General features: G+C 72.3%; 22 protein-coding genes. 19 read left to right on the forward strand and 3 right to left on the reverse strand.

What is annotated here, in order from left to right:
* Positions 1–163: 163 nt before the first annotated feature.
* From KPF22_RS05275 to KPF22_RS05360, 18 genes are all read left to right on the forward strand, one after another.
* Complete coding sequence (locus KPF22_RS05275; RefSeq protein ID WP_208818961.1) at positions 164–1,324, forward strand: glycosyltransferase family 1 protein; 1,161 nt, start codon at positions 164–166, stop codon at positions 1,322–1,324.
* A gap of 96 nt (positions 1,325–1,420) precedes the next feature.
* Positions 1,421–2,020 (forward strand): hypothetical protein, encoded by a 600-nt coding sequence (locus KPF22_RS05280; protein ID WP_208818962.1) that lies wholly within the window; start codon positions 1,421–1,423, stop codon positions 2,018–2,020.
* 30 nt (positions 2,021–2,050) lie between these two features.
* Entirely contained in the window at positions 2,051–2,743 is a 693-nt protein-coding gene (locus KPF22_RS05285) for a demethylmenaquinone methyltransferase (RefSeq protein WP_062403809.1), read from the forward strand.
* Positions 2,744–3,611: 868 nt separating this feature from the next.
* Positions 3,612–3,977 (forward strand): NADH-quinone oxidoreductase subunit A, encoded by a 366-nt coding sequence (locus tag KPF22_RS05290; protein ID WP_062397987.1) that lies wholly within the window; start codon positions 3,612–3,614, stop codon positions 3,975–3,977.
* Between the two features lie 7 nt (positions 3,978–3,984).
* Entirely contained in the window at positions 3,985–4,692 is a 708-nt protein-coding gene (locus tag KPF22_RS05295; RefSeq protein ID WP_062397985.1) for an NADH-quinone oxidoreductase subunit B family protein, read from the forward strand.
* Positions 4,693–4,787: 95 nt separating this feature from the next.
* Positions 4,788–5,561, forward strand: coding sequence for an NADH-quinone oxidoreductase subunit C (locus tag KPF22_RS05300; RefSeq protein WP_208819008.1), 774 nt, complete (start codon positions 4,788–4,790; stop codon positions 5,559–5,561).
* Positions 5,558–6,913 carry an NADH-quinone oxidoreductase subunit D gene (locus KPF22_RS05305; RefSeq protein ID WP_208818963.1) on the forward strand — a complete coding sequence of 452 codons (1,356 nt, stop codon included), beginning with the start codon at positions 5,558–5,560 and terminating at the stop codon, positions 6,911–6,913. Before KPF22_RS05300 ends, KPF22_RS05305 begins: the two co-directional genes overlap by 4 nt.
* Positions 6,910–7,677, forward strand: a complete 768-nt coding sequence (gene nuoE, locus KPF22_RS05310; RefSeq protein ID WP_208818964.1) for an NADH-quinone oxidoreductase subunit NuoE — start codon at positions 6,910–6,912, stop codon at positions 7,675–7,677. Before KPF22_RS05305 ends, nuoE begins: the two co-directional genes overlap by 4 nt.
* Before the next feature lie 4 nt (positions 7,678–7,681).
* A complete protein-coding gene (gene nuoF, locus KPF22_RS05315) occupies positions 7,682–9,031 on the forward strand; it encodes an NADH-quinone oxidoreductase subunit NuoF (protein ID WP_224401387.1) in 1,350 nt (449 codons plus the stop codon).
* Complete coding sequence (locus KPF22_RS05320) at positions 9,028–11,469, forward strand: NADH-quinone oxidoreductase subunit G (RefSeq protein ID WP_224401388.1); 2,442 nt, start codon at positions 9,028–9,030, stop codon at positions 11,467–11,469. Before nuoF ends, KPF22_RS05320 begins: the two co-directional genes overlap by 4 nt.
* Before the next feature lie 35 nt (positions 11,470–11,504).
* Complete coding sequence (gene nuoH / locus KPF22_RS05325) at positions 11,505–12,749, forward strand: NADH-quinone oxidoreductase subunit NuoH (RefSeq protein WP_062403806.1); 1,245 nt, start codon at positions 11,505–11,507, stop codon at positions 12,747–12,749.
* A complete protein-coding gene (gene nuoI, locus KPF22_RS05330) occupies positions 12,750–13,289 on the forward strand; it encodes an NADH-quinone oxidoreductase subunit NuoI (protein ID WP_100878766.1) in 540 nt (179 codons plus the stop codon).
* On the forward strand, positions 13,286–14,137 hold the full coding sequence (locus tag KPF22_RS05335) for an NADH-quinone oxidoreductase subunit J (protein ID WP_062397973.1): 852 nt from the start codon (positions 13,286–13,288) through the stop codon (positions 14,135–14,137). Before nuoI ends, KPF22_RS05335 begins: the two co-directional genes overlap by 4 nt.
* The gene (nuoK, locus tag KPF22_RS05340) at positions 14,134–14,433 is read left to right on the forward strand and encodes an NADH-quinone oxidoreductase subunit NuoK (RefSeq protein ID WP_060710483.1); all 300 of its coding nucleotides are present in this window, start codon (positions 14,134–14,136) and stop codon (positions 14,431–14,433) included. Before KPF22_RS05335 ends, nuoK begins: the two co-directional genes overlap by 4 nt.
* Positions 14,434–14,440: 7 nt before the next feature.
* A complete protein-coding gene (gene nuoL / locus KPF22_RS05345) occupies positions 14,441–16,393 on the forward strand; it encodes an NADH-quinone oxidoreductase subunit L (RefSeq protein ID WP_374107483.1) in 1,953 nt (650 codons plus the stop codon).
* Positions 16,390–18,045: an NADH-quinone oxidoreductase subunit M gene (locus KPF22_RS05350; protein ID WP_208818969.1), complete on the forward strand. Its 1,656-nt coding sequence runs from the start codon at positions 16,390–16,392 to the stop codon at positions 18,043–18,045. The genes nuoL and KPF22_RS05350 overlap by 4 nt, the downstream gene beginning before the upstream one ends.
* Positions 18,042–19,655: an NADH-quinone oxidoreductase subunit NuoN gene (nuoN, locus tag KPF22_RS05355; RefSeq protein WP_224401389.1), complete on the forward strand. Its 1,614-nt coding sequence runs from the start codon at positions 18,042–18,044 to the stop codon at positions 19,653–19,655. Before KPF22_RS05350 ends, nuoN begins: the two co-directional genes overlap by 4 nt.
* A 48-nt stretch (positions 19,656–19,703) precedes the next feature.
* Positions 19,704–20,681, forward strand: a complete 978-nt coding sequence (locus tag KPF22_RS05360; RefSeq protein WP_224402383.1) for a polyprenyl synthetase family protein — start codon at positions 19,704–19,706, stop codon at positions 20,679–20,681.
* Here the strand turns inward: KPF22_RS05360 and rarD are convergent.
* The gene (gene rarD / locus KPF22_RS05365; protein ID WP_208818971.1) at positions 20,657–21,598 is read right to left on the reverse strand and encodes an EamA family transporter RarD; all 942 of its coding nucleotides are present in this window, start codon (positions 21,596–21,598) and stop codon (positions 20,657–20,659) included. The genes KPF22_RS05360 and rarD overlap by 25 nt on opposite strands.
* Before the next feature lie 143 nt (positions 21,599–21,741).
* On the opposite strand from rarD, the gene KPF22_RS05370 reads away from it, so the two are divergent.
* The gene (locus KPF22_RS05370) at positions 21,742–22,995 is read left to right on the forward strand and encodes a hypothetical protein (protein WP_224401390.1); all 1,254 of its coding nucleotides are present in this window, start codon (positions 21,742–21,744) and stop codon (positions 22,993–22,995) included.
* Between the two features lie 76 nt (positions 22,996–23,071).
* Here KPF22_RS05370 and KPF22_RS05375 read toward each other — a convergent pair whose 3' ends face one another.
* Positions 23,072–24,127 carry a 2-oxoacid:ferredoxin oxidoreductase subunit beta gene (locus tag KPF22_RS05375; protein ID WP_224401391.1) on the reverse strand — a complete coding sequence of 352 codons (1,056 nt, stop codon included), beginning with the start codon at positions 24,125–24,127 and terminating at the stop codon, positions 23,072–23,074.
* Positions 24,124–26,055 (reverse strand): 2-oxoacid:acceptor oxidoreductase subunit alpha, encoded by a 1,932-nt coding sequence (locus tag KPF22_RS05380; RefSeq protein ID WP_062397963.1) that lies wholly within the window; start codon positions 26,053–26,055, stop codon positions 24,124–24,126. The genes KPF22_RS05375 and KPF22_RS05380 overlap by 4 nt, the downstream gene beginning before the upstream one ends.
* Between the last annotated feature and the right edge of the window lie 18 nt (positions 26,056–26,073).

The raw sequence follows: 26,073 nt of genomic DNA on the forward strand, positions 1-26,073 counted from the left end.
CCCGAGTGTCCGGGCGGGTGATGTCCCGGCGACGACGTGCGGGTGTCCACCTTGTGCCGGACGTGCCAACTCGTGACCCGCCCACCCGATGTTCGCCCAGGGTTGGGTGGTTGATCACGCCAGGGACCCGGCCCGCTGTCCCGCCCCCGTCACCGTTCCGGCCGTGCGCGTCGCAATCGTCTCGGAATGCTTCCTGCCGGTGGTCAACGGCGTCACCAACTCGGTGCTGCGGGTGTGCGAGCACCTGCGGGCAGGGGGGCACGACGTCGTGGTGATCGCGCCGGGCACCGGGGAGCCGGACTCCCACGAGGGGATCCCGGTCGTGCGGATCCCGGCCGTCGAGCTGCCGGTGGTGAACTCGATGCCGGTCGGGGTGCCCAGCAGGCGGATCCTGACCGCGCTGCGCCGGTTCCGGCCGGACGTGGTGCACCTGGCGGCGCCGTTCGTCGTCGGGGCGCGGGGGCTGGCGGCGGCGCGGCGCCTCGGCGTGCCGACGGTCGCGATCTACCAGACCGACGTCGCCGGGTTCGCCTCCGCGTACGGGCTCGGGCTGACCGCGCGGGCCGCGTGGCGCTGGACCTGCCGGCTGCACGGCATGGCCGACCGGACCCTCGCGCCGTCGAGCTGGGCGACCGGGGCCCTGCGCGAGCGCGGCGTCCCGCGGGTGCACCAGTGGGCGCGCGGCGTCGACACCCGCCGGTTCACCCCGTCGCGGCGCAGCGACGCACTGCGCGGCCGGCTCGCCCCGAACGGCGAGCGGCTCGTCGGCTTCGTCGGCCGCCTCGCCCCGGAGAAGCAGGTCGAGCGGCTCGCCGTGCTGGGGGAGCTGCCCGGGACGCGGCTGGTCGTCGTCGGCGACGGCCCCAGCGCCGACGGTCTGCGCGAGCGGCTGCCCTCGGCGGCGTTCCTCGGGCACCGCGGCGGCGACGAGCTCGCGCAGATCTACGCCAGCCTCGACGTGTTCGTCCACACCGGCCAGGCCGAGACGTTCTGCCAGGCCGTGCAGGAGGCACTCGCCTCGGGCGTCCCGGTGGTCGCGCCCGACGCGGGCGGCCCGCGCGACCTCGTGCTGCCCGACCGCACCGGTTACCTCGTGGCACCCCGCCCCGACGGCGGGGAGCCCGGCGACCCGGCCACCGACGCCGCCGACCGCGAGCTGGTCGGGGCGGTCGCCGCGCTGTGCGAGCCGCAGCGCAACCGGGAGTTCGGCCTGGCCGCCCGCCAGTCGGTGCTGCGCCGCACCTGGACCGCGGTCGGCGACGAGCTGCTCGCCCACTACGGCGACGTGCTCCGCGCCGCGGCCCCGGAGCGCCTCGCGGCCTGACCGGCACGCCGCCGCCCGGCCGGGTCGACGCGGTCGGGGAGGTGCCTGCGTAGTCGTGCGGATCCGTGGCCGCGGCCCGGCGGCGACGGTGGTCCCATGAGCCGCACCGTCGTCGTCGCGCCCCGTGGTGAGCTCGCCACGGTCGACACCTCCGCCACCGTCCGCCTGATGTCCCGGCTGCTCGACCCCGCGCCCGCGGTCCGTGCCGCCGCCCGTGCCGAGGTCCTCGACGCACCGCACCGGCAGATGCCGCCGGTGCTGTTCGCGCTGTCGGAGAACCTCGTCGCCGACGGCGCGATGCCCGAGGCCGCCCGCTGGTTCTACGCGGGCCAGCTGCGGGCCCGCTACGACGCCTGCCGCTGCACCGACACCACCGCCGCCCAGGCGCTGGCCGTGCTGCGCGACCGCTTCGGCGAGCCGGTGAACCGCTGGGCCTTCGCCGACCCGGCCCGGGTCCGCCGGGCCGCGGTCCGCGCCGTCGCCTGGGACCGGGCGGCGCCGCACGACTACGACCACCGCTGGATCGCCCTGCACGGCATGGGCGCCTTCACCGGCGACGGCAACGGTGTCAGCACGCCGTCGGCCGAGTGGGAGGGCGTCGCCGTCCGGGTGCGCGCCGAGTACCTGAGCGGCCTGCGTGAGGTGCTGCGCGAGCAGTTCGGGCAGCAGTTCGGACGGCGGTTCGGACAGCGGTGAGCCGGCGGCTGCGTCGCCTAAGCTGTGCCCGTGTCCCGCGCCGAGCTCGACAAGAACCCGACCGACGTCGCCCGCATGTTCGACGGCGTCGCCCGGCGCTACGACCTGACCAACACCGCGCTGTCGGGCGGCCAGGACCGCTACTGGCGGATCCAGACCCGCCGGGCCCTCGGCCTGCGCCCGGGCGAGAAGGTCCTCGACCTCGCCGCGGGGACCGCGGTCTCGACCGTCGAGCTGGCGAAGGACGGCGCCTGGTGCGTCGCTGCGGACTTCTCCCTCGGCATGCTGCGTGCGGGCGCCCGCCGTGACGTCCCGAAGGCCGCCGCCGACGCGCTGCACCTGCCCTTCGCCGACGGCAGCTTCGACGCCGTCACCATCTCCTTCGGCCTGCGCAACGTGAACGACACCGTCGCCGGCCTGCGTGAGATGGCCCGCGTGACCCGCCCCGGCGGCCGCCTGGTCGTCTGCGAGTTCTCGACGCCGACCTGGGCCCCCTTCCGCGTGCTCTACCAGAACGCGGTGCTCGGCCACGCCCTCCCGGCGATCGCCCGCACGGTCTCCTCGAACCCCGAGGCCTACCTGTACCTGGCCGAGTCGATCCGGGACTGGCCCGACCAGCCCGCACTCGCCGGGAAGATCGCCGACGCCGGCTGGGAGCGCCCGGCCTGGCGGAACCTGACCTTCGGCGCCGTCGCGCTGCACCGGGCGTACAAGCCGGCCTGAGCCCCCGCCGCCCCGTCCCGCCACGGTCCTCGTGGACGGGCCCTGCCGAGGCGGCCTGCGACACAGGGGCCGACGCCGTGGCGGAGCCGGGCGCTGCACGCGGGCGGTCGCGACGGCGGCCGGGCGGTCGTCCGTGCACCGGCTCGCGCCCCTGCAGGAGCCCGCTCCGCCGCGCAACAGTGCACACGGTGACGGGTTTCCGCGGGTCAGCGCCCGGGGTCGGGCGAATCCGCTCACCGGGTAAGCGAGTTGGCAAGGGAATGCACGGCCCCGGGGATCGCGCTCGATCCGCTGCGCCGGGCCCGGCAGCACCACGCGACGACGTGCTCCCTTCTCGGAATTCGCTTACCGGGTAAGCGGATTCGGAGAAGGGAGGGTCCGGAGTCGCGTCTCTCATGGCACGCGGCGGTCCGCGGTGCAGCGGTGGGCGCTGTGGCGGCCGGTCACCCTGCGCCCGGTGGTCGGCGGTCGGTGGTCGGCTGCGTGGGAGGTCGACCGCGGGAGGGCCGACTGTGCGAGGGGACGCCGCGATGCGCAGCCCGGCACCGGCCGTCACCGCCCACTGACCCTGCGTCGAAGCGCGTTGCGCCGCAAGGAGTCCCGCGTCGTCGCCCGATCCGCCCACGCGATCACGGCGACGTCGTCCTACACTGCTCGCGCAGTTCGTGAACTTTTTCACAAGGGTGGTGGGAGACACGCGACCCGGAGCGCGCCGACCTGCACGGATGCGGATCACATGTGACCCGCGCCCCGTCACAGGTAAGGCTCGCCTGGGTTCTTGGTCACAGGGGACCGGACATAGGGTCGCCGCGACCGGCTCGTCGATCACCACCAACGACGGTGGCGCCGCGACAACGAAGGTGTAGGAATGCTCGATCCCTATCTCCCGCTCGTCCTGCTGTTCGTGTTGGCGGCGGGCTTCGCGGTGTTCTCGGTCGCCTCCGCGCCGTTGATCGGTCCGCGCCGGTTCAACCGGGCCAAGCTGGACTCCTACGAGTGCGGTATCGAGCCCTCCCCGCAGCCGGTCGTCGGCGGCGGTCGTGTGCCGGTCGCCTACTACCTCACGGCGATGCTGTTCATCCTGTTCGACATCGAGCTGGTGTTCATGTACCCGTACGCCGTCGTCGCCGATGCGGTCGGCGTCTTCGGGTTCGTGGCCATCACGCTCTACATCGCCACGATCGCCTTCGCGTACGCCTACGAATGGCGTCGCGGCGGGCTCGAGTGGAGCTGAGGCCGTCATGGGACTCGAGGAGAACCTGCCCAGCGGCGTCCTGCTGACCAACGTCGAGAAACTGGTCAACTGGACCCGGAAGTCGTCGCTCTGGCCTGCCACGTTCGGCCTGGCCTGCTGCGCCATCGAGATGATGACCACCGGCGCCCCGCGCTACGACCTCGCCCGGTTCGGCATGGAGGTCTTCCGGGCCTCGCCGCGCCAGGCGGACCTGATGATCGTCGCGGGCCGCGTGAGCAACAAGATGGCGCCGGTCCTGCGCCAGATCTACGACCAGATGCCCGAGCCGCGCTGGGTGCTCGCCATGGGCGTGTGCGCCAGCTCCGGCGGCATGTTCAACAACTACGCGATCGTCCAGGGCGTGGACCACGTCGTCCCGGTCGACATGTACCTGCCCGGCTGCCCGCCGCGGCCGGAGATGCTGATCGACGCGATCCTCAAGATCCACGCCAAGATCATGGACGAGCCGCTCGGCCCGAAGCGGGCCGCCGAGCTCGCCGAGTCCGGGTACCGCACGCCGATGGTGCCGTCGTCGGTCAAGTACGCGCCGAAGCACAAGCAGCTCGGTGCGCTGAAGACCACGCACACCCCCGACGTCCCGAACTACCTGGAGCCGGGCTCGCAGCCCAAACCGGCCCCGAACGCGCTCGCGCCGGGGGAGACCCTGGAGCTGCCGTCGCTGGCCGACGCGGCCCGCGGAGGTGACGCGACGTGACCGAGCCGACCGGCACCTCCAAGGACGGGGCCGAGCCCACCGGCGGCGCGCACTCGTCGTCGCAGGAGAGCGGCGCCGCGGCCGAGGAGCAGCGGATGGCGGGCGGCGAGGCCCCCGGCGACCTGGCCGCTCCCGGGGACGCGGCCACCCCCTCCGACGCGCTGGGCGGCGCCCGCCCCGCGCAGAGGATGACCGAGACCCGTACCCGCTCGGGCATGTTCGGCGTCCGCGGCTCCGGCGACACCTCCGGCTACGGCGGCCTGCGTCTGCAGGGCTGGGCCCCGGCCCCGGCCGAGCGGCCCTTCGGCGGCTGGTTCGACGAGTTCGCCGACGAGCTCGGCGCGGCCCTCGACGAGCGCCGCATCCCGCGCGCCGCGATCGAGCAGGTCACGATCGACCGCGACGAGATGACCCTCTACGTCGAGCCCGCCCGGCTGCACGAGGTCGCCCGCACCCTGCGCGACGACCCGGGCCTGCGCTTCGAGTTCTGCTCCGGCGTGTCCGGTGTGGACTACTCGGCGCCGGACGGCGCCCCGGTCGACCGGCCGCTGCACGTCGTCTACCACCTGCTGTCGATGACCTACCGGCGCCGGGTGCGCCTGGAGGTCGCGCTCGACATGGGAGACGCCGCGAACCCGCCCACCGTGCCGAGCGTCGTCGACGTCTACCCGACGGCCGACTGGCACGAGCGCGAGACCTGGGACATGTACGGCGTCGTCTTCGACGGCCACCCGGCGCTGACCCGGATCCTCATGCCGGACGACTGGGACGGCCACCCCCAGCGCAAGAGCTACCCGCTGGGCGGCATCCCCGTGGAGTACAAGGGCGCGGAGATCCCCCCGCCCGATGAGCGGAGGGCCTACTCGTGACGACTGACGCCGACCCCACCACCGCCGACGCCACCACCGACCCGTACGCCGCGCCCGGCCGGGAGACCACCGAGGGCACGGTCTACACCGTCACCGGCGGCGACTGGGACGACCTGCTCGAGGCCGAGCACGACGACCGCATCGTCATCAACATGGGCCCGCAGCACCCGTCGACGCACGGGGTGCTGCGCCTGGTCCTGGAGCTGGAGGGCGAGACCGTCACCCAGGGCCGCGCGGTCATCGGCTACCTGCACACCGGTATCGAGAAGAACTGCGAGTACCGGACCTGGACCCAGGGCGTGACCTTCGTGACCCGGGCGGACTACCTGGCCCCGCTGTTCAACGAGGGCGCCTACTGCATGGCCGTCGAGAAGCTGCTGGGCGTCGAGGTCCCGCAGCGGGCCGAGCACCTGCGGGTGCTGCTCTGGGAGCTGAACCGGATCGGCTCGCACCTGGTCGCGCTGGCCACCGGCGGCATGGAGCTGGGCGCACTGACCGGCATGACCTCCGGCTTCCGCGAGCGCGAGGAGGTGCTCCACCTGCTGGAGTTCCTCACCGGCCTGCGGATGAACCACGCGTTCATCCGCCCCGGCGGCCTCGCCCAGGACATGCCCGAGGGCTGGCAGGAGAAGGTCCGTGACTTCCTGAAGGTCATGAACTCCCGGCTGCCCGACTACGACCGGCTGCTCACCGGGCAGCCGATCTGGCGCCAGCGCCTGGAGGGCGTCGGCTACCTGCCCGTCGACGGCTGCCTGGCCCTCGGCGCGTCCGGTCCGATCCTGCGCTCGGCCGGTCTGGCCTGGGACCTGCGCAAGCACATGCCGTACTCGGTCTACGACCAGTACGACTTCGAGGTCCCGACGGCCACCGAGGCCGACTGCTTCGCCCGCTACCGGATGCGCGTCGCCGAGATCCACGAGTCGCTCAAGATCATGGAGCAGGCGGTGACGAAGCTCGACGAGCTCGGCCCGGGCCGCGTCATGGTCGACGACCCGAAGGTCGCCTGGCCGGCGCAGCTGTCGGTCGGCAGCGACGGCATGGGCAACACCCTCGAGCACGTCCGCAAGATCATGGGTCAGTCGATGGAGTCGCTGATCCACCACTTCAAGCTGGTCACCGAGGGCTTCGGAGTCCCGCCGGGGCAGGCCTACGCGGCCGTCGAGTCCCCGCGCGGCGAGCTCGCGGTGCACGCCGTGTCCGACGGCGGCACCCGCCCGGTCCGCATCCACGTCCGGGACCCCAGCTTCGTGAACCTGCAGACGATGCCCGCGATGAGCGAGGGCGGCCAGGTCGCCGACGTCATCGCGGCCGTCGCCTCGATCGATCCCGTGATGGGAGGTTGCGACCGATGACGGTCCCCCCGCAGGAGAAGAGCCCCGTCTCGCCGGTGTTCGACGAGCTGACCCGGCAGCGCACCACGGAGATCATCTCCCTCTACCCGGAGTCCCGGTCGGCCCTGCTGCCGCTGCTGCACCTGGTCCAGTCGGTCGAGGGGTACGTCAGCCCCGACGGCATCCGCTACTGCGCGGAGGCGCTGGAGCTGACCACCGCCGAGGTGTCGGCGGTGGCGACGTTCTACACGATGTACAAGCGCACCCCGTGCGGCGAGCACCTGGTCAGTGTGTGCACCAACACGCTGTGCGCGGCGCTGGGCGGCGACGACATCTACGCCCGCCTGCGCACGCAGCTGGGTACCGAGGACCGTCCGCTGGGCCACGAGGAGACGGCGGGGGAGCCCGGCAGCACCGGCTCGGTCACCCTCGAGCACGCCGAGTGCCTCGCGGCCTGCGACCTCGCCCCGGTGCTGCAGGTCAACTACGAGTACTTCGACAACCAGACCGTCGAGTCCGCGGTGGAGCTCGTCGACGCCCTGCGTCGCGGCGAGCGCCCGCAGCCGACCCGCGGGGCGCCGCTGACCGATCTGCGGACCGTCGAGCTGGAGCTGGCCGGGTTCACCGACGACGCCGGAGGCGTCGACACGACGGCCCGCGTCGAGGGCCCGTCCGGTGCGATCGAGTCGGTGCGCGGGGCCCGGATGGCCGAGGAGAACGGCTGGACCGCCCCGGCGCTGCCCGACGAGCCGCCGGCGATGCCCGCGCTACCGGAGAAGAAGTGATCGCATGAGCACCACAGAGCCTGTGCGCAAGCCGGACCCGATCACGCCCGTCCTGACCAGGCGCTGGCTGTCGCCGCGGTCCTGGTCGATCGACACCTACGAGCAGCTCGAGGGCTACACCTCCCTGCGTACCGCGTTCGCCGCCCACCCCGACCAGCTCATCCAGCTGGTGAAGGACTCCGGGCTGCGCGGCCGCGGTGGTGCCGGGTTCCCCACCGGCATGAAGTGGGGGTTCATCCCGCAGGACGACGGCAGCGGCACGGGGCCCGGTGCGAAGCCGAAGTACCTGGTCATCAACGCCGACGAGGGCGAGCCGGGTACCTGCAAGGACATCCCGACGATGATGGCCGACCCGCACGCGCTCATCGAGGGCTGCATCGTCACCAGCTACGCGATCCGCGCCAACTTCTGCGCGATCTACGTCCGCGGCGAGGCGCTGCACTGCATCCGCAGGCTGCGCGCCGCCGTCCGCGAGGCGAAGGCGAAGGGCTACCTCGGCCGCGACATCCTCGGCTCCGGGTTCGACCTGGAGATCGTGGTGCACGCCGGTGCGGGTGCCTACATCTGCGGGGAGGAGACGGCGCTGCTCGACTCGCTCGAGGGCCGTCGCGGTCAGCCCCGGCTCAAGCCGCCGTTCCCGGCGACCGCCGGGCTCTACGCCTGCCCGACCGTCGTCAACAACGTCGAGACCATCGCCAGCGTCCCCGCCATCGTCAACGGCGGGGCGGCCTGGTTCCGCTCGATGGGGCGCGAGAAGTCGCCCGGCCCGAAGATCTACTCGGTCTCCGGGCACGTCGAGCGTCCCGGCCAGTACGAGGCGCCGCTGGGCATCACGATGCGGGAGCTCCTGGAGCTCGCCGGCGGGATGAAGGACGGGATCCCGCTGAAGTTCTGGACCCCGGGCGGCTCGTCGACACCGCTGTTCACCGCCGAGCACCTCGACGTCCCCCTGGACTTCGAGGGCGCGGCCGAGGCCGGCTCCATGCTGGGGACGACCGCGGTGCAGGTCTTCAACGAGACCGTCTCGGTGCCGTGGGCGGTCATGAAGTGGACCGAGTTCTACAAGCACGAGAGCTGCGGCAAGTGCACCCCGTGCCGGGAGGGCACGTACTGGCTGGTCCAGGTGCTGCAGCGGATGGTGCGCGGCGAGGGCACCTCGACCGACATCGACACCCTGCTCGACGTCTGCGACAACATCCTCGGCCGCTCCTTCTGCGCCCTCGGCGACGGTGCGACGAGCCCCATCACCAGCGCCATCAAGTACTTCCGCCAGGAGTTCCTGGACCTCATCGCGGAGCAGCCCGATGTGGACCGCCCGGAGCAGCTGGCCGCACTGACCGGAGCGAGCGCATGACCCTCACACCGGAGCGGAACGCCACCGAGGAGACACCCGTCCCCGAGGGCCACGTCCGTCTCACCATCGACGGCCAGGTCGTCGACGCCCCCAAGGGCGAGCTGCTGATCCGCACCTGCGAGCGCCTCGGCATCGTGATCCCGCGGTTCTGCGACCACCCGCTCCTCGACCCGGCCGGCGCCTGCCGCCAGTGCCTGGTCGAGGTGGAGATGGGCGGCCGGCCGATGCCGAAGCCGCAGGCCAGCTGCACCATGACCGTCGCCGACGGGATGGTGGTGAAGACCCAGCACACCTCCGAGCGGGCCGACAAGGCGCAGCAGGGTGTGATGGAGCTGCTGCTCATCAACCACCCGCTGGACTGCCCGATCTGCGACAAGGGCGGCGAGTGCCCGCTGCAGAACCAGGCGATGGCGCACGGCCGGTCGGACTCCCGCTTCGTCGAGACCAAGCGGACCTTCCCGAAGCCGCTGCCGATCTCCAGCCAGGTGCTGCTCGACCGCGAGCGCTGCGTGCTCTGCCAGCGCTGCACCCGGTTCTCCGAGGAGATCGCGGGCGACCCGTTCATCGACCTGCTCGAGCGCGGGGCGAAGCAGCAGATCGGCATCGCCGAGGACCAGCCGTTCCAGTCCTACTTCTCCGGCAACACGATCCAGATCTGCCCGGTCGGGGCGCTCACCAGCGCCGCGTACCGGTTCCGGTCGCGCCCGTTCGACCTGCGCTCGACCCCGGGCGTGTGCGAGCACTGCAGCTCCGGCTGCGCCTCGCGCACCGACTCCCGTCGCGGGACCGTGCTGCGCCGGCTGGCGGGCAACGACCCGGAGGTCAACGAGGAGTGGCTCTGCGACAAGGGCCGGTTCGCCTTCCGCTACACCGGTAGCCAGGGCCGCATCACCCGGCCGCTGGTCCGGCGCGCGGACGGCGCGCTGGAGGAGGCCTCCTGGACCGAGGCGCTCGCCGTCGCCGCGGAGGGGCTGCTCGCGGCCCGCGCGGCCGGCGGCATCGGCGTGCTGCCCGGGGGACGGCTGACCGTCGAGGACGCCTACGCCTACGCCAAGTTCGCCCGCGTCGTCGCCGGCACCAACGACATCGACTTCCGCGCCCGCCCGCACTCGGGCGAGGAGCTGGAGTTCCTCGCCGCGCACGTCGCCGGGGGGACTCCTCAGGACTCGGTGACCTTCACGGCGGTCGAGAACGCCCCCGCGGTGCTCACCGTCGGCACCGACCCCGAGGAGGAGTCGGGCATCGTCTTCCTGCGCCTGCGCAAGGCGTACCGGAAGCGCGGGCTGCGCCACTTCCAGGTCGGCCCGTTCACCAGCTACGGCGCCGAGAAGACCGGCGCCACCGTGCTGCACGCGGTGCCCGGCGCGGAGGCCGCGGTCGTCGCCGACCCGGGCGCCGACGTCGTCGCCGCGCTGGAGCAGCCGGGCGCGGTGATCCTCGTCGGGGACCGGGCCGCGGAGTCGCCGGGCCTGTACTCGGCGGTGTCCGCGCTCGCCGCCCGCACCGGTGCGGCGATCGGCTGGCTGCCGCGCCGGGCCGGGGACCGCGGTGCGGTCGAGGCGGGCGCGCTGCCCACCCTGCTGCCCGGCGGCCGGCTCGTCACCGACGCCGCCGCCCGCGCCGAGCTGGAGCAGGTCTGGGGCGCCCCCGTCCCGTCCGCCCCGGGCCGCGACGGCGACGCGATCCTCGCCGCCGCCGCGTCCGGTGAGCTGGCCGCGCTCGTCGTCGGCGGCGTCGACCCGCAGGACATGGCCGACCCGACGGCCGCGATCACCGCGCTGCGCGAGGTCGGGTTCCTGGTCAGCCTGGAGATCCACACCTCGGCGGTCACCGAGCTCGCCGACGTCGTCCTCCCGGTCGCCCCGGACGCCCAGCGCTCCGGCGCCTACGTCAACTGGGAGGGCCGCCGCCGCGAGTTCGGAGTCGCGCTCGACGCGACCGGCGTGCTCCCGGACTGCCGGGTCCTCGACACCCTCGGTGTAGAGATGGACGCCGACCTGTTCACCCAGACCCCGGCCGCCGCGGCCGGGGAGCTGGAGCGGCTCGGCTCGCGCCGCGCCGGCGGCGTCGCACCGGACCACACGGCGGGCCAGGCCCGGCGTCCCGGCTACGGCCAGGCGGTCCTCGCCACCTCGCGCCAGATGATCGACGACGGCAGCCTCCAGATCGACGAGCCCGCGCTCGCCGGCACGGCGCGGCGGCCCTACGTCAAGGTCAACGCGGCCACCGCGGAGCGGCTCGCGCTGGTCGAGGGCGCCGAGGCGACGGTCCGCACCGACCGCGGGGCGATCACCCTGCCGGTCGCACTGACCGACCTGCCCGACGGCGTCGTCTGGCTGCCGACCTGCTCGCCCGGCTCGCACGTCCGCCCCACGCTCGGGGTGGGCCACGGTGACCTCGTGACGGTCGGTCCGGCCGGGAACGGAAGCGCGTCGTGAACCTGTCCCAGGTCCCGCCCGCCCCGGTGGACCAGTTGACGCACACCCAGGCGCTGCTCGCCGACGACCCGATCTGGCTGATCCTGATCAAGGTCGTCGGGCTGTTCGCGCTCGGCGTCGTGCTGACCCTGTTCATGATCAACTGGGAGCGCAAGGTCGTCGGCCGGATGCAGCACCGTCCGGGCCCGAACCGGACCGGCCCCGGCGGCTGGCTGCAGAGCCTCGCCGACGGTCTGAAGCTGGCGTTCAAGGAAGACATCATGCCGGCGATGGCCGACAAGAAGGTCTACTTCATCGCCCCGGTCATCTCGACGATCCCGGCGTTCGTCGCCTTCTCCGTCATCCCGTTCGGCGGCGAGGTCACGATCTTCGGCGAGCAGACGGTGCTCCAGCTCGTCGACGTCCCGGTCGGCGTGCTCGTCGTGCTGGCCTGCTCCTCGATCGGCGTCTACGGCATCGTGCTCGGCGGCTGGGCCTCGGGCTCGCCGTACTCGCTGCTCGGGGCGCTGCGCTCGGCCGCCCAGGTCATCTCCTACGAGATCGCGCTGGGCCTGGCCGTCGTCGGCGTCGTCCTCTACTCCGGCTCGCTGTCCACCGCGACGATCGTCGGGGCGCAGGCGTCGGGCTGGTACTTCTGGCTCCTGCTGCCGAGCTTCGTGGTCTTCGTGATCGCGATGGTCGGCGAGACCAACCGGGCGCCGTTCGACCTCCCCGAGGCCGAGTCGGAGCTGGTCGGCGGGTTCCACACCGAGTACTCGTCGCTGAAGTTCGCGCTGTTCTTCCTCGCCGAGTACGTGAACATGGTGACCGTCTCGGCGATGGCGGTGACGCTGTTCCTCGGCGGCGGCATGTGGCCGTGGCCGCTGAGCTTCCTCAACGAGTACGGCTGGATGCAGTTCGTCGCCTTCATCATCAAGGTGCTGCTGTTCCTGTTCGTGTTCATCTGGCTGCGCGGGACGCTGCCGCGGTTCCGCTACGACCAGTTCATGAAGCTGGGCTGGAAGGTCCTGGTCCCGGTCATGCTGGTCTGGATCGTCGCGATCTTCGGCATCCGGGCGTTCGTCAACACCGGCTCGGACAACTACGTGCTGCTGCTGTCGCTGATCGGCTTCGCGCTCGCCGTCGTGCTCGCGGTGGCGTTCCTGCTGCCCGACCGGCAGACCGAGGCACCACCGGTCGAACCGGCGTCGGACTATCCGGTGCCGCCGCTGGACCTGGTGGTCCCCGACTCACCCCCGAAGCGTCGGAAGGCCGTCACGGCCGGAAAGGACGCGCGCTAGATGTTCGACTTCTTCAAGGGATTCGGCGTCACCTTCTCGACGATGTTCAAGAAGGTCGTCACCGAGGAGTACCCCGAGGACTTCCCGCCCGCCGCGCCGCGCTACCACGGGCGCCACCAGCTCAACCGGCACCCGGACGGGCTGGAGAAGTGCGTCGGCTGCGAGCTGTGCGCCTGGGCCTGCCCGGCCGATGCCATCTACGTCGAGGGCGGGGACAACACCGAGGAGGCGCGGTACTCGCCCGGTGAGCGCTACGGCGCGATCTACCAGATCAACTACCTGCGGTGCATCGGCTGCGGCCTGTGCATCGAGGCCTGCCCGACGCGCTCGCTCACGATGACGAACTTCTACGAGCTGGCCGACGACAACCGGCAGGACCTCATCTACACCAAGGAGCAGCTGATGGCCCCGCTGCTGCCGGGCATGGAGCAGCCGCCGCACCCGATGCGCCTGGGCTCCGACGAGCAGGACTACTACGTCTCCGGCCCGACGCTCGCGAAGGTGTCCGCCCAGGACCAGACCAAGGAGCAGGCCCGATGACCACGGCCGCGGTCCTGGCCCAGGCGGCCGGGGAGGTGAGCACCGGCGAGGCGGTCGCGTTCTGGATCCTCGGACCGGTGGCGCTGGCCGGTGCGCTCGGCCTGGTCTTCGCCCGGCACGCGGTGCACGCCGCGCTGCTGCTGGTCCTGACGATGTTCTCGATCGCGGTGCTGTACCTGGTGCAGTCCGCCCCGTTCCTCGGGTTCGTGCAGATCATCGTCTACACCGGCGCCGTGATGATGCTGTTCCTGTTCGTCCTCATGCTGGTCGGACGGGACTCCAAGGACTCGGTGATCGAGGTCCTGCGCGGGCAGCGGGCCGCGGCGCTGGTGTTCGGCGTGGCGCTGGCCGCGCTGCTGGTCGGCGGGCTGGCCCGCGGCCTGACCAGCGTCACCCCCGCGGGGCTGGCGCAGGGCGGGCTCGGGTGGAACGGCAACGTCCCCGGCCTCGGCCGGCTGATCTTCACCGACTACCTGCTGGCGTTCGAGCTGACCGCGGCCCTGCTGATGGTCGCCGCGCTCGGCGCGATGGTGCTGTCCGGCTCGCAGAGCAGCCAGCACACCAAGATCGGCCAGCGTGCGACGGTGCTGAAGCGGCTGCGCGGCGAGCACGCCCGCATCTCCCCGCTGCCCGGCCCCGGCGTCTACGCGACGGCGAACTCGGTCGCGGTCCCGGCGATCCTGCCCGACGGCTCGATCGCCCCGGAGTCGCTGTCGGAGATCATCGAGTCGGTCGCGGTCGACGTGCCGGACACGACGACCCCGGACGCGCACGCGCTGACCGGCCGCCCCGCACCCGACCGGACCGCCGCCTCCGGTGAGGCCGCCGACACCGGGGAGCACCGATGAGGCCCGAGTACTACCTGCTGCTCTCGGCGCTGCTGTTCACCATCGGCGCCGTCGGCGTCCTGGTGCGGCGCAACGCCGTGGTCGTGTTCATGTGCATCGAGCTCATGCTGAACGCGGTGAACCTGACCCTGGTCACGTTCTCGCGCATCAACGGCAACCTCGACGGCCAGGTGATGGCCCTGTTCGTGATGGTCGTCGCGGCCTGTGAGGTCGTCGTCGGGCTCGCGATCATCACGGCCATCTTCCGCACCCGCCAGTCGTCGTCGGTGGACGACGCGAACCTCTTGAAGTACTAGGAGCGCGCTGGTGACCGTCCTTCTCGCACAGGCCGCCCCGCAGGCGACCGGCGCCGCCTCGCTGGCCTGGTTGCTGATCGCGCTCCCCGCGGCCGGTGCACTCGTGCTCTTCCTCGCCGGACGGCGGGCCGACGCCTGGGGCCACTGGCTCGGCGTCGCGACCGTCGTCGGTGCGTTCGTCGTCGGTGTGACGATATTCCTGCAGACCCTCGGTCTTCCCGCCGACGAGCGGCTGCGCGAGCAGTCGCTGTGGTCCTGGATGTCCTCCGGCGCGCTGGAGGTCGACTTCGGGCTCCGGATCGACACGCTGTCGCTGACGTTCGTACTGCTGATCACCGGGGTCGGGGCGCTCATCCACCTCTACTCGGTCGGCTACATGAGCCACGACCCGAACCGGCGGCGGTTCTTCGCGCAGCTGAACCTGTTCGTCGCCGCGATGCTGGTGCTGGTCCTCGGCAACAACTTCGTGATGCTCTACCTCGGCTGGGAGGGCGTCGGTCTGGCGTCGTACCTGCTGATCGGCTTCTACCAGGACCGGCCCTCCGCGGCGACGGCGGCGAAGAAGGCGTTCCTGATGAACCGGGTCGGCGACGTCGGCCTGGCGATCGCGATCTTCCTGCTCTGGCTGGAGCTCGGGACCCTGCAGTACACCGAGGTCTTCGCCCGCATCGGCGAGGTCGGCGGCGGCACGGTCCTCGCGATCACGCTGCTGCTCCTGCTCGGCGCCTGCGGCAAGTCCGGCCAGTTCCCGCTGCAGTCCTGGCTCCCGGACGCGATGGAGGGCCCGACCCCGGTCTCGGCCCTGATCCACGCGGCCACGATGGTCACCGCGGGCGTCTACCTCATCGCCCGGGCCTCGCCGATCTACAACCTGTCCGAGACCGGACGCCTGGTCGTCGCGCTCATCGGTGTCGTCACGCTGATGCTCGGCGCGATCATCGGCTGCGCCTACGACGACATCAAGAAGGTCCTGGCCTACTCCACGGTCAGCCAGATCGGCTACATGATCCTCGCCGTCGGGCTCGGGCCGGCCGGCTACGCGCTGGGCATCCTGCACCTGCTGACGCACGGCTTCTTCAAGGCCGGGCTCTTCCTCGGCGCCGGTTCGGTCATGCACGCCATGAACGACGACGTCGACATGCGCCGCTTCGGCGGCCTGTGGCGGAAGATGCCGGTCACCTTCGTGACCTTCGGCCTCGGCTACCTCGCGCTGATCGGCTTCCCGTTCCTGTCCGGCTACTTCTCCAAGGACGCGATCATCGAGGCCGCGTTCGCCCAGGAGGGCTGGCAGGGCTGGGTGTTCGGCGGGCTCGCGACGCTCGCGGCCGGTCTGACCGCCTTCTACATGACCCGTCTGATGATCATGACGTTCTTCGGTGCGGAGCGGTGGCGCACGGTGCAGTCCACCGACGGCCGCGACTACCACCCGCACGAGTCCCCGGCGACGATGACCGTCCCGATGATCGTGCTGGCCGTCGGCTCCGTCTTCGGCGGCGGCGTGCTCTACGGGATGATCCCGGAGTGGCTCGCCCCGGTCGTGGGGGAGCGCCTCGAGCTCGAGGGCGGAGCCCTGCCGCACGCGGTGATCCCGTGGCTGGTCGTCGGCGTCTCGCTGCTCGGTGTGCTGGCGGGCTACCTGTTCGTCGGCCGCTCCCCGGTGCCGGTGGAGCGCCCGCAGCGGGTGTCGCCGGTCGTCGCCGCGGCCCGTGCCGACCTCGGCGCGAACGCCTTCAACGAGGCGTTCATCGAGCGGCCCGGCATCGTCCTCACCCGGGCGCTCGCCTGGTTCGACGACCGCGGGATCGACGGGGCCGTCAACGGCACCGCGTCGGCGTTCGGCGGCGGTTCCAGCCGCCTGCGCCGGCTCCAGACCGGCTTCGTCCGGTCCTACGCACTCTCGATGCTCGGCGGGGCGGTCATCGTCGTCGCCGCGATGCTGGCGGTGAGGTTCGTCTCATGACCCCCCTGGACACGGCTCCCATCGTCCCCGGCTCCGGGGGCAACCCGTTCCTGATCGTCCTGCTGCTGGTGCCGGTCGTCGGCGCGCTGGTCATGTACCCGCTGCGCGCCAACACCGGGCTCGCGAAGGCGGTCGCGATGGCGACGGCCCTGCTGGAGCTGGTACTCGTCGTCGTCGCGTGGGCGCTCTACTCCATCCCCGCGGCGCAGGCCGGCGCCCGGTTCCAGCTCGAGTTCTCGATGTCCTGGATCCCCGCGTTCGGTACGCACATCGCGTTCGGCGTCGACGGCATCGCGCTGGCGCTGATCGGGCTCACCGCCTTCCTGGTGCCCGGCCTGATGCTGTTCGCGTGGGCGGAGAAGCTGCCCGAGGGCCGCTCGGCCGCCGGGTACTTCGCGCTGCTGCTGGCGACCCAGGCGACGCTGGTCGGCGTCTTCGCCGCCACCGACGTCTTCCTGTTCTACGTGTTCTTCGAGGCCATGCTGGTCCCGATGTACTTCCTGATCGGCCGCTTCGGCGGGCCGCGCCGGCAGTACGCGGCGGTCAAGTTCTTCCTGTACTCGCTGCTCGGCGGCCTCATCATGCTGGCGTCGCTGATCGGGCTGTTCGTGGTCAGCGAGCAGCAGCTGGGCCAGGGCACGTTCACCTGGGCCGACCTGCAGGCGATGGCGTCGAGCGTGCCGGAGTCGACCCAGATCTGGCTGTTCCTCGGCTTCTTCGTCGCGTTCGCGATCAAGGCGCCGCTCGTGCCGTTCCACACCTGGCTGCCCGACGCCGGTGCCGAGGCCCCGATCGTCGGCGCGGTGCTGCTGGTCGGCGTGCTGGACAAGGTCGGTACCTACGGCTTCCTGCGCTACCTGCTGCCGCTGTTCCCGCAGGCGTCGCAGACCCTGGCGCCGCTGGTGCTGGTGCTCGCCGTCGCCGGGATCGTCTACGCCGCACTGCTCGCGGTCGCCCAGACCGACATGGGCCGGTTCGTCGCCTACACCTCGGTGGCGCACTTCGGCTTCATCGCGCTCGGGGTGTTCGCGTTCTCCTCGCAGGCCTTCGCCGGCGCGACGCTCTACATGGTCAACCACGGTCTCTCGACCGGCATGCTGTTCGTCATGGTCGGCGTGCTGATCAGCCGCGGCGGCTCGCGCCTGATCGCCGACTACGGCGGCGTCGCGAAGCTCGCCCCGGTGATGGCGGGGTGCCTGCTGCTGGCCGGGATGAGCTCGCTGGCGCTGCCCGGCACGAACTCGTTCGTCTCGGAGTTCCTGGTGCTGGTCGGCTCGTTCCCGAACCGGCCGGTGTTCACCGTGATCGCGACGATCGGCATCATCTTCGCCGCGCTCTACGTGCTGTGGTTCTACCAGCGCACGATGCAGGGCCCGGTGCGCGGCACCGCGGTCATGGCGGCGCTGGAGCGCGGCGGCGCGGGCGGCCCGGGGTCGATGATCGACCCGGCGGTCGCCGCCCAGCGCAAGGGCACCGGCTTCCCCGACCTCACGGGTCGCGAGATCGGCGTGCTCGTGCCGCTGATCGTCGCGATCGTGGTGCTCGGCTTCTACCCGGGCCCGGTGCTCGACCTGATCAACCCGTCGGTGACGGCGACGATGACCGAGCTCGGCCTGCCCGACCCGGTCGTCGCTGGAGGGATCGCTCGATGAGCTCGTTGGTTCTCCCCGCCCAGGTGGCTCCGATCGAGATGCCCGCGATCGACTGGGCGGCCACCGCGCCGCTGTGGATCGTGTTCGCGGGTGCCTGCGTGTCGGTGCTGCTGGAGGCGTTCCTCCCGCGGCACCAGCGCTGGCCCGTCCAGGTCGTGCTGACCGGGCTGACCCTGGTCGCGGCGCTCGTCGCGCTGGCCGGGTACGCGCTCGGGTCCCCGGCGGCGGTGCTGACCTTCGGCACCGCGCTGTCGGTGGACGCGCCGTCGCTGTTCCTGTGGGGCACCCTGATCGTCCTCTCGATCCCCAGCCTGCTGCTGATCGCGGACCGGTCGGTGGAGCCGGGCGGGGTGTTCGTCGCCTCGGCCGCCGAGCGGGCCGCGGCCCGAGCCGGCGGCGGCCCGGCCACCCCGGCCGGCGGCGAGCACGTCGACCGCTCCTACGGGGCGCCCGACGAGACACCGACGATGCAGACCGAGCCGTTCCCGTTCGTGCTGTTCGCGCTCGGCGGCATGATGGCGTTCGTCGCGGCGAACGACCTGCTGACGATGTTCATCGCGCTCGAGGTCCTCTCGCTGCCGCTGTACCTGATGTGCGGGCTGGCGCGGCGCCGTCGGCTGCTGTCGCAGGAGTCCGCGGTCAAGTACTTCCTGCTCGGCGCGTTCGGCTCGGCGTTCTTCCTCTACGGCATCGCGCTGCTCTACGGCTACGCGGGCTCGGTGCGGCTCTCGGCCATCTCCCAGGCCGCCGCGGGCACCCTGGCGTCGGACACGCTGCTGTTCGCGGGCCTGGCGCTGCTGCTGGTGGGGCTGCTGTTCAAGGGTTCGGTCGCCCCGTTCCACACCTGGACCCCGGACGTCTACCAGGGCGCCCCGACGCCGGTCACGGCGTTCATGGCGGCCTGCACGAAGGTCGCCGCGTTCGGCGCGATCGCCCGGGTGCTCTACGTCGGCTTCGGCAGCACCGTCTGGGAGTGGCGCGGCGTGCTGTGGGTGGTCGCGGTCGTCTCGATGGTCGTCGGCGCGGTGCTGGGGCTCACCCAGACCGACGTGAAGCGCATGATCGCCTACTCCTCGATCGCACACGCCGGGTTCATCCTGCTCGGCGCCATGGCGCTGACCCCGCAGGGCACGTCCGGGCTGATGTTCTACCTGCTGGCCTACGGCTTCACGACGGTCGCGGTCTTCGGGATCATCTCGCTGGTCCGCACCGGTGACGGCGAGGCCTCGGACCTGGCGGCCTGGGCGGGCCTGGCGAAGCGGTCGCCGCTCGTCGCCGGGATCATGACGTTCCTGCTGCTCGCGCTCGCCGGCATCCCGCTGACCAGCGGGTTCACCGCCAAGTTCGCAGTGTTCTCGGCGGCGTCGGCGGACGGCATGGTGCCGCTGGTGGTGATCGCGCTGGTCGCGTCCGCGGTGGCCGCGTTCTTCTACCTGCGCATCGTGGTGCTCATGTACTTCTCCGAGCCCGCCGAGGACGGTCCGGCCGTCGTCGTGCCCGGGGCGTTCACCACCGTGGCCATCACCCTGGGCACGCTGGCGACCCTCGTTCTCGGGATTCTTCCCACACCCGTCCTCGAATGGGCCGCCAGCGGCGCGTTCTCGGGCTGACGTTCGTAGGCTGTGGGGGTGGAGACACAGAGTGTGGCCGGGATCCGGATGGCCGATCCGGTCCTGGCCGAGGCCACCGCTGACGGGCTCAAGCGGGTCGAGGACCTGCTGCACCGCGAGGTGCACAGCGACTACGAGTTCGTCACCGAGACCTCGTTGCACCTGATCGACGCGGGGGGCAAGCGGTTCCGTCCGCTGTTCACGCTGCTCGCGGCGCAGGTGGGACCGCATCCCGAACGCGACGAGGTGATCACGGCGGCCGCCGTGGTGGAGCTGATCCACCTGGCGACGCTGTACCACGACGACGTGATGGACGAGGCGTCCATGCGGCGGGGTGCGGAGTCCGCGAACTCGCGCTGGGACAACTCGATCGCGATCCTGACCGGGGACTTCCTGTTCGCGCACGCGTCGCGGCTGGTCGCCGACCTGGGGCCGGACGCGGTGCGGATCATCGCCGAGACGTTCGCGCTGCTCGTGACCGGTCAGATGCGCGAGACCCGCGGCCCCAAGGCGTCCGACGACCCGGTGCAGCACTACCTGCGGGTGGTCGCGGAGAAGACCGGGTCGCTCATCGCGACCTCGGGCCGCTACGGCGGCATGTTCTCCGGCGCACCCGCCGAGCACGTCGAGGCGCTGCGGACCTTCGGCGAGGTCATCGGGGCGGCGTTCCAGATCTCCGACGACATCATCGACATCGCGTCGCCGTCGGACGACTCGGGCAAGACGCCCGGCACCGACCTGCGCGAGGGCGTGCACACCCTGCCGATGCTCTACGCCCTGCGCGACGGCGACGACTCCGCCGACGCGCGCAGGCTGCGTCAGCTGCTGGCCGCCCCGATCAGCGACGACGACGAGGTGGCCGAGGCGCTGGAGCTGCTCCGCTCCGGTGACGCGCTGGTCAAGGCCCGCGCGACCGTCGCCGGGTACGCGGACCGGGCCCGCGCCGAGTTGGCGGTGCTGCCGCCGTGCCCGGCGATCGAGGCGCTGCGGACGCTGACCGACTACACGGTGGAGCGGGTGGGCTGAGGGGCCGGTGGGCGTCGCCGTCGCAGCAGGTCGACGGTGAACACCACCAGCGCCAGCCAGACGAGGGCGAACCCGGCCCAGCGGGCCGGGGCCATCGTCTGCCCGACCACCAGCACGCCCCACAGGAACTGCAGCGTGGGGTTGATGTAGAGCAGCACCCCGAGGGTCGTGAGCGGCAGCCGGCGCGCCGCGGAGCCGTAGAGCAGCAGCGGCAGCGCCGTCGCCGGGCCCGCGGACAGCATCAGCAGCAGGTGCCACGGGCCGTGCCCGGTGAACGTGCCGCCGCCGGAGAGTTCCACGACGACCAGGAACACCGCGGCCGGCACGACGAGAACGAGGCCCTCCGCGGTCAGCCCGGCCGCGGCGGGCAGCGGCGCGGTCGCCTTGAACAGTCCGTAGATCCCGAACGAGCAGGCCAGTGCCATCGACAGCCACGGCACCGTGCCGTTCCCGACGGCGATGACGACGACGGCCGTCGCCGCCAGACCCAGCGCCACCCACTGCGCGGGCCGCAGCCGCTCCCGCAGGACGAGGACGCCGAACAGCACCCCGACCAGCGGGGTCATGTAGTAGCCGAGCGCGGACTCGACGACCAGCCCCACCGACACGCCCCAGATGAACAGGCCCCAGTTCACCGCGATGAACACCGCGGCGGCGGCCGTCGCGAGCCAACCCCGGACACCGAGCCCGCGCACGTCGCCCCAGCCGCGCAGCACGGTCAGCACCAGCGACATCAGCACCGCGGTCCACAGCACGCGGTGGGCGAGCACCTCCAGCGGCGCCGCGGGGTCCAGCAGCGGCCAGAACGCCGGGAACAGGCCCCACAGGACGTACGCGCCGACGCCCGCGGTGAGCCCGGCGGGGTTCCGCTCGCTCCGTTCGGGTGTGGTTCGTTCGGGGGAACGAGCGGTGGTCATGGTCGCTTCGGGTGGTCGGTCACGGGCACGATGATCCGGTACGGGTGTGCTCCCGCGCGAGACGACGGCGGGGCGGGCACGATCCGTGATACCAAGCACGGCGACAGCGGTCCGGGACGGTCCCGGGCGGACGGAGGTCCGGCATGGGCTGGATGTGGGTACTGCCGGCGGTGCTCGTGGTCCTGGTGGTGGCAGGGGTACTGGTGTCCCGTCGCCGCGGAGGGACCGCCGAGGGCGGTCCGGAGGCCACGGGGACACCCGACCCGGCGGAGGTGCCCGACGGGCCGGGCCCGGGGCGCGACCCCGGGACCGTGGGGCTGTTCGACACCGCGGGGGCGGTCGACCCGTCCGCCGCGGCGGCCGGGGCGCACACGCCGTCGCCGGACGTCGCACCGCCGCCCTCCTCGGCGGACGGTGCTGGGGAGTGGTCCGGCCCCGGGGCGACGGCGGGCGGGCCCACCGGGACCAGCGATGCGCCGGCCGGGGACGGGCTGTCCGGCGGGACGGAGGCCGGCCCGGCGCCCGGGACCCGGCCGGCGGACGTCGCGCCCGGAGCCACGGCGACGGCCCCGGACCCGTCCGGTCCGGAGGTGTCGGATCGCGGTGCCGCCGGAGACGGAGCCGACGGGGACGTCGTCACCGCGGGCGGGACCAGCCCGGGTGGCGACGACAGACCCACGTCCGACGGCGTCGCTGCCCTGTCCCCGGACGGTGCGGACCACGACGGCACAGCCCCGGACGGTGAGTCCCACGACGGCACAGCCCCGGACGGTGCGGTCCACGACGGTCCGACGGATGACGGCACGGCCGGCTCCGTCCCGGTCCCGGGCGAGCCGGGCAGCGCCGCCACGACCGCGAACGCCGCGACGACTGCGGACGCCGCGACGACCGCGGACGCCGCCACGGCCCCCGCGGTTCCCCTCCCGCGCCCCGAGAGCGACCCGGCGTCGCCGGAGGGATCGGTCGAGGACGACGAACCGGCCGGCCGCCACGCCCTGCGCGACGACGTCGAACCGGCCCCGCTGCCCGAGCCGGGACCCGCGCCGGCCGACGACGGCCCGCCCGCACCGCTGCCGATCCCGTCGCGGCCGCGACAGGGTGCCGGCGGCTCGGCGCTGGCGGCGCTCGACGCCATGATCATCGGCCCGTCCGCGGCGTCCGCGCCGCTGCCCCCGGGTGTGCGTCCCGGCCCGTACCCGGACTCGGTGCTCGCCCCCACCGACGGCGGCGACCCGCCCGAGACGCACCGGGTGAAGGTGCACAGCGGTTCGCGGCGGTTCCACCCGCCCGAGTCGCCGTACTATGTCCGCACCCGCGCGGACCTGTACTTCACCGCGGAGGGCGCCGCACGGGCGGCCGGGTTCATCGCCTGGCACGAACGCCCCGGGGCCCGCTGAGACCCACCGCCTCGGACACACGACGGCCCCGGTACTCCGAGGAGTACCGGGGTCGCGGTGTGTCGCCGGCCGGGACCTAGACGATGGTCCAGGTGTCGCGGCCGTTGAGCAGGGCCTGCAGGTCCGCGTCGGGCTTGGCGTCGCGCGCCGCCTGCACCTGGGCGCGGGCGGCGTCGTCGTAGGTGGTGCGGTCGGTGTTGCGGAAGATCCCGGTGACGGTGTGGGTGAGGTCCTGGTCCGAGAGCCGGGACAGGGCGAAGGCCAGCTCGTGGTCGGCGGCGTCGTGCACGACGATCCGGTCGGCGTCCACCGAGGCGGTCTCGACGACCTTGAGCTTGAACCCGTCCTGCACGACGGCGTGCGAGCCCTCGGCGCCGAAGACGATCGGCTCACCGTGGACGACGGGGATGAGCCGGTTGTCGGTGTCGCCCTTGCGGAGCACGTCGAAGCTGCCGTCGTTGAAGATGGGGCAGTCCTGGAAGATCTCGACCAGGGCGGAGCCGCGGTGCTCGGCGGCGGCCTGGAGCACGGCGGTGAGGCTCTTGCGGTCGGAGTCCAGGGCCCGTCCGACGAAGCTCGCCTCGGCCCCGAGGGCCAGCGAGATCGGGTTGAACGGGTGGTCCAGCGATCCCATCGGGGTGGACTTGGTGACCTTCCCGACCTCGGAGGTCGGGGAGTACTGGCCCTTGGTCAGCCCGTAGATCCGGTTGTTGAACAGCAGGATCTTGATGTTGACGTTCCGGCGCAGCGCGTGGATCAGGTGGTTGCCGCCGATGGAGAGCGCGTCGCCGTCGCCGGTCACGACCCAGACGCTGAGGTCCTCGCGGCTGGTCGCGAGACCGGTCGCGATGGTCGGGGCGCGGCCGTGGATGGAGTGCATCCCGTAGGTGTTGAGGTAGTACGGGAACCGCGAGCTGCAGCCGATGCCGGAGACGAAGACGGTGTTCTCGCGCTTGATGCCCAGGGTGGGGAGGAACTGGCGGACGGCGGCGAGGACGGCGTAGTCGCCGCAGCCGGGGCACCAGCGGACCTCCTGGTCGGAGGTGTAGTCCTTCGCGGTCTGCTTCGCGTCCGTGGTCGGGACGCCGTCGAGGCCGCCGATGGACGGCAGGCCCAGGTCGGTGGCGGTCATGCCTGCGCTCCAGTGGTCTCGTTGGCGATGTCGGACGCCGACTCCGGGTGCTTGCCGGTGAGGTAGTCCAGGAACACGTCCTGGAGCTCCTCGGCGCCGAACGGGAGCCCGGCGACCTTGGTGTAGCTCTTGACGTCGACCAGGTGCTCGGCGCGCAGCAGCATGGCGAGCTGACCGAGGTTCATCTCGGGGCAGAGCACCGTGCGGTAGCCGCCCAGGATCTCGCCGAGGTTGGCCGGCATCGGGTTGAGGTTGCGCAGGTGCACCGTGGCGACCGAGTGGCCCAGCTTGCGCACGCGCCGCGCCGCGGCGTTGATCGGGCCGTAGGTCGAGCCCCAACCGATGACGAGGAAGTCCGCGTCGCCGTCGGGGTCGTCGACCACGAGGTCGGGGACGTCGATGCCGTCGATCTTGGCCTGGCGCAGCCGGACCATGCGGTCGTGGTTGTCGGGGTCGTAGGAGATCGAGCCGCGCCCGTCGGCCTTCTCCAGCCCACCGACCCGGTGCTCCAGCCCGGCGGTGCCCGGGATCGCCCACGGCCGGGCCAGGGTCTCGGGGTCACGCAGGTACGGCCAGAACTCCCCGGACCCGTCGGGGGCGTTGGGTTCGGTCGCGAACCCCGGGTCCACCGTCGGCAACGACTCGACGTCGGGGATCTTCCACGGCTCGGAACCGTTGGCCAGGGCCCCGTCCGACAGCAGCATGACCGGGGTGCGGTACTTCACCGCGATCGCGGCGGCCTCGACCGCGGCGATGAAGCAGTCCCCCGGCGTGCAGGGGGCGATCACCGGCAGCGGCGCCTCCCCGTTGCGCCCGTGCAGGGCCTGGAGCAGGTCGGCCTGCTCGGTCTTGGTCGGCAACCCCGTCGAGGGCCCACCCCGCTGCACGTCGATGACCAGCAGTGGCAGTTCCAGGGCGACGGCCAGGCCGACGGTCTCGGCCTTGAGCGCGATCCCCGGCCCCGACGTGGTGGTCACGCCGAGTGCCCCGCCGAAGGCTGCGCCGAGGGCGGCGCCGACACCGGAGATCTCGTCCTCGGCCTGGAACGTGGTCACGCCGAAGGCCTTGTGCTTGGACAGCTCGTGGAGGATGTCCGAGGCCGGGGTGATCGGGTAGGTCCCCAGGAACACCGGCAGGCTCGTCGTCCGACCCGCGGCGATGAGCCCGTAGGCCAGGGCGACGTTCCCGGTGATCTGCCGGTAGGTCCCCGGCGCCAGGCGGGCCGGCGCGACCTCGTAGGTCACCGCGAACGCCTCGGTCGTCTCCCCGTAGGCGTGCCCCGCGCGGAACGCCAGGATGTTGGCCTCGGCGATGTCGGGCTTCTTCGCGAACTTCTCCCGCAGGAACCGCTCGGTCGACTCCGAGGGGCGGTGGTACATCCAGGACAGCAGACCCAGGGCGAACATGTTCTTCGCCCGCTCGGCGTCCTTCTTCGACAGCCCCGTCTCCTCCAGGGCGCCACGGGTGAGCGTCGCCATCGCGACCCCGTGCACCGCGTAGGGCTCGAGCGAGCCGTCCTCCAGCGGGTTCGCCGCGTAGCCGACCTTGGTCAGGTTCCGCTTCGTGAACTCGTCGGTGTTGACGATCAGCACCCCGCCCTGGGGCAGGTCGCCGATGTTGGCCTTCAGCGCCGCCGGGTTCATCGCGACCAGCACGTCCGGACGGTCACCGGGGGTCAGGATGTCGTAGTTCGCGAAGTGCAGCTGGAACGACGACACCCCCGGCAGGGTCCCGGCAGGCGCCCGGATCTCCGCGGGGAAGTTCGGCAGCGTCGACAGGTCGTTGCCGAAGTTCGCGGTCTCGGAGGTGAAACGGTCACCCGTCAGCTGCATGCCGTCACCGGAGTCGCCGGCGAACCGGATGACCACCCGGTCGCGCTGCACGACCTCGGAGTCGCGTGCCTCGACGGGAGTGTCGCTGGTCGTCATGGGCTGATGGTCCCCAGT

Source organism: Pseudonocardia sp. ICBG1034 (genome assembly GCF_020131375.1).
In the GTDB taxonomy this organism is placed as follows: domain Bacteria; phylum Actinomycetota; class Actinomycetes; order Mycobacteriales; family Pseudonocardiaceae; genus Pseudonocardia; species Pseudonocardia alni.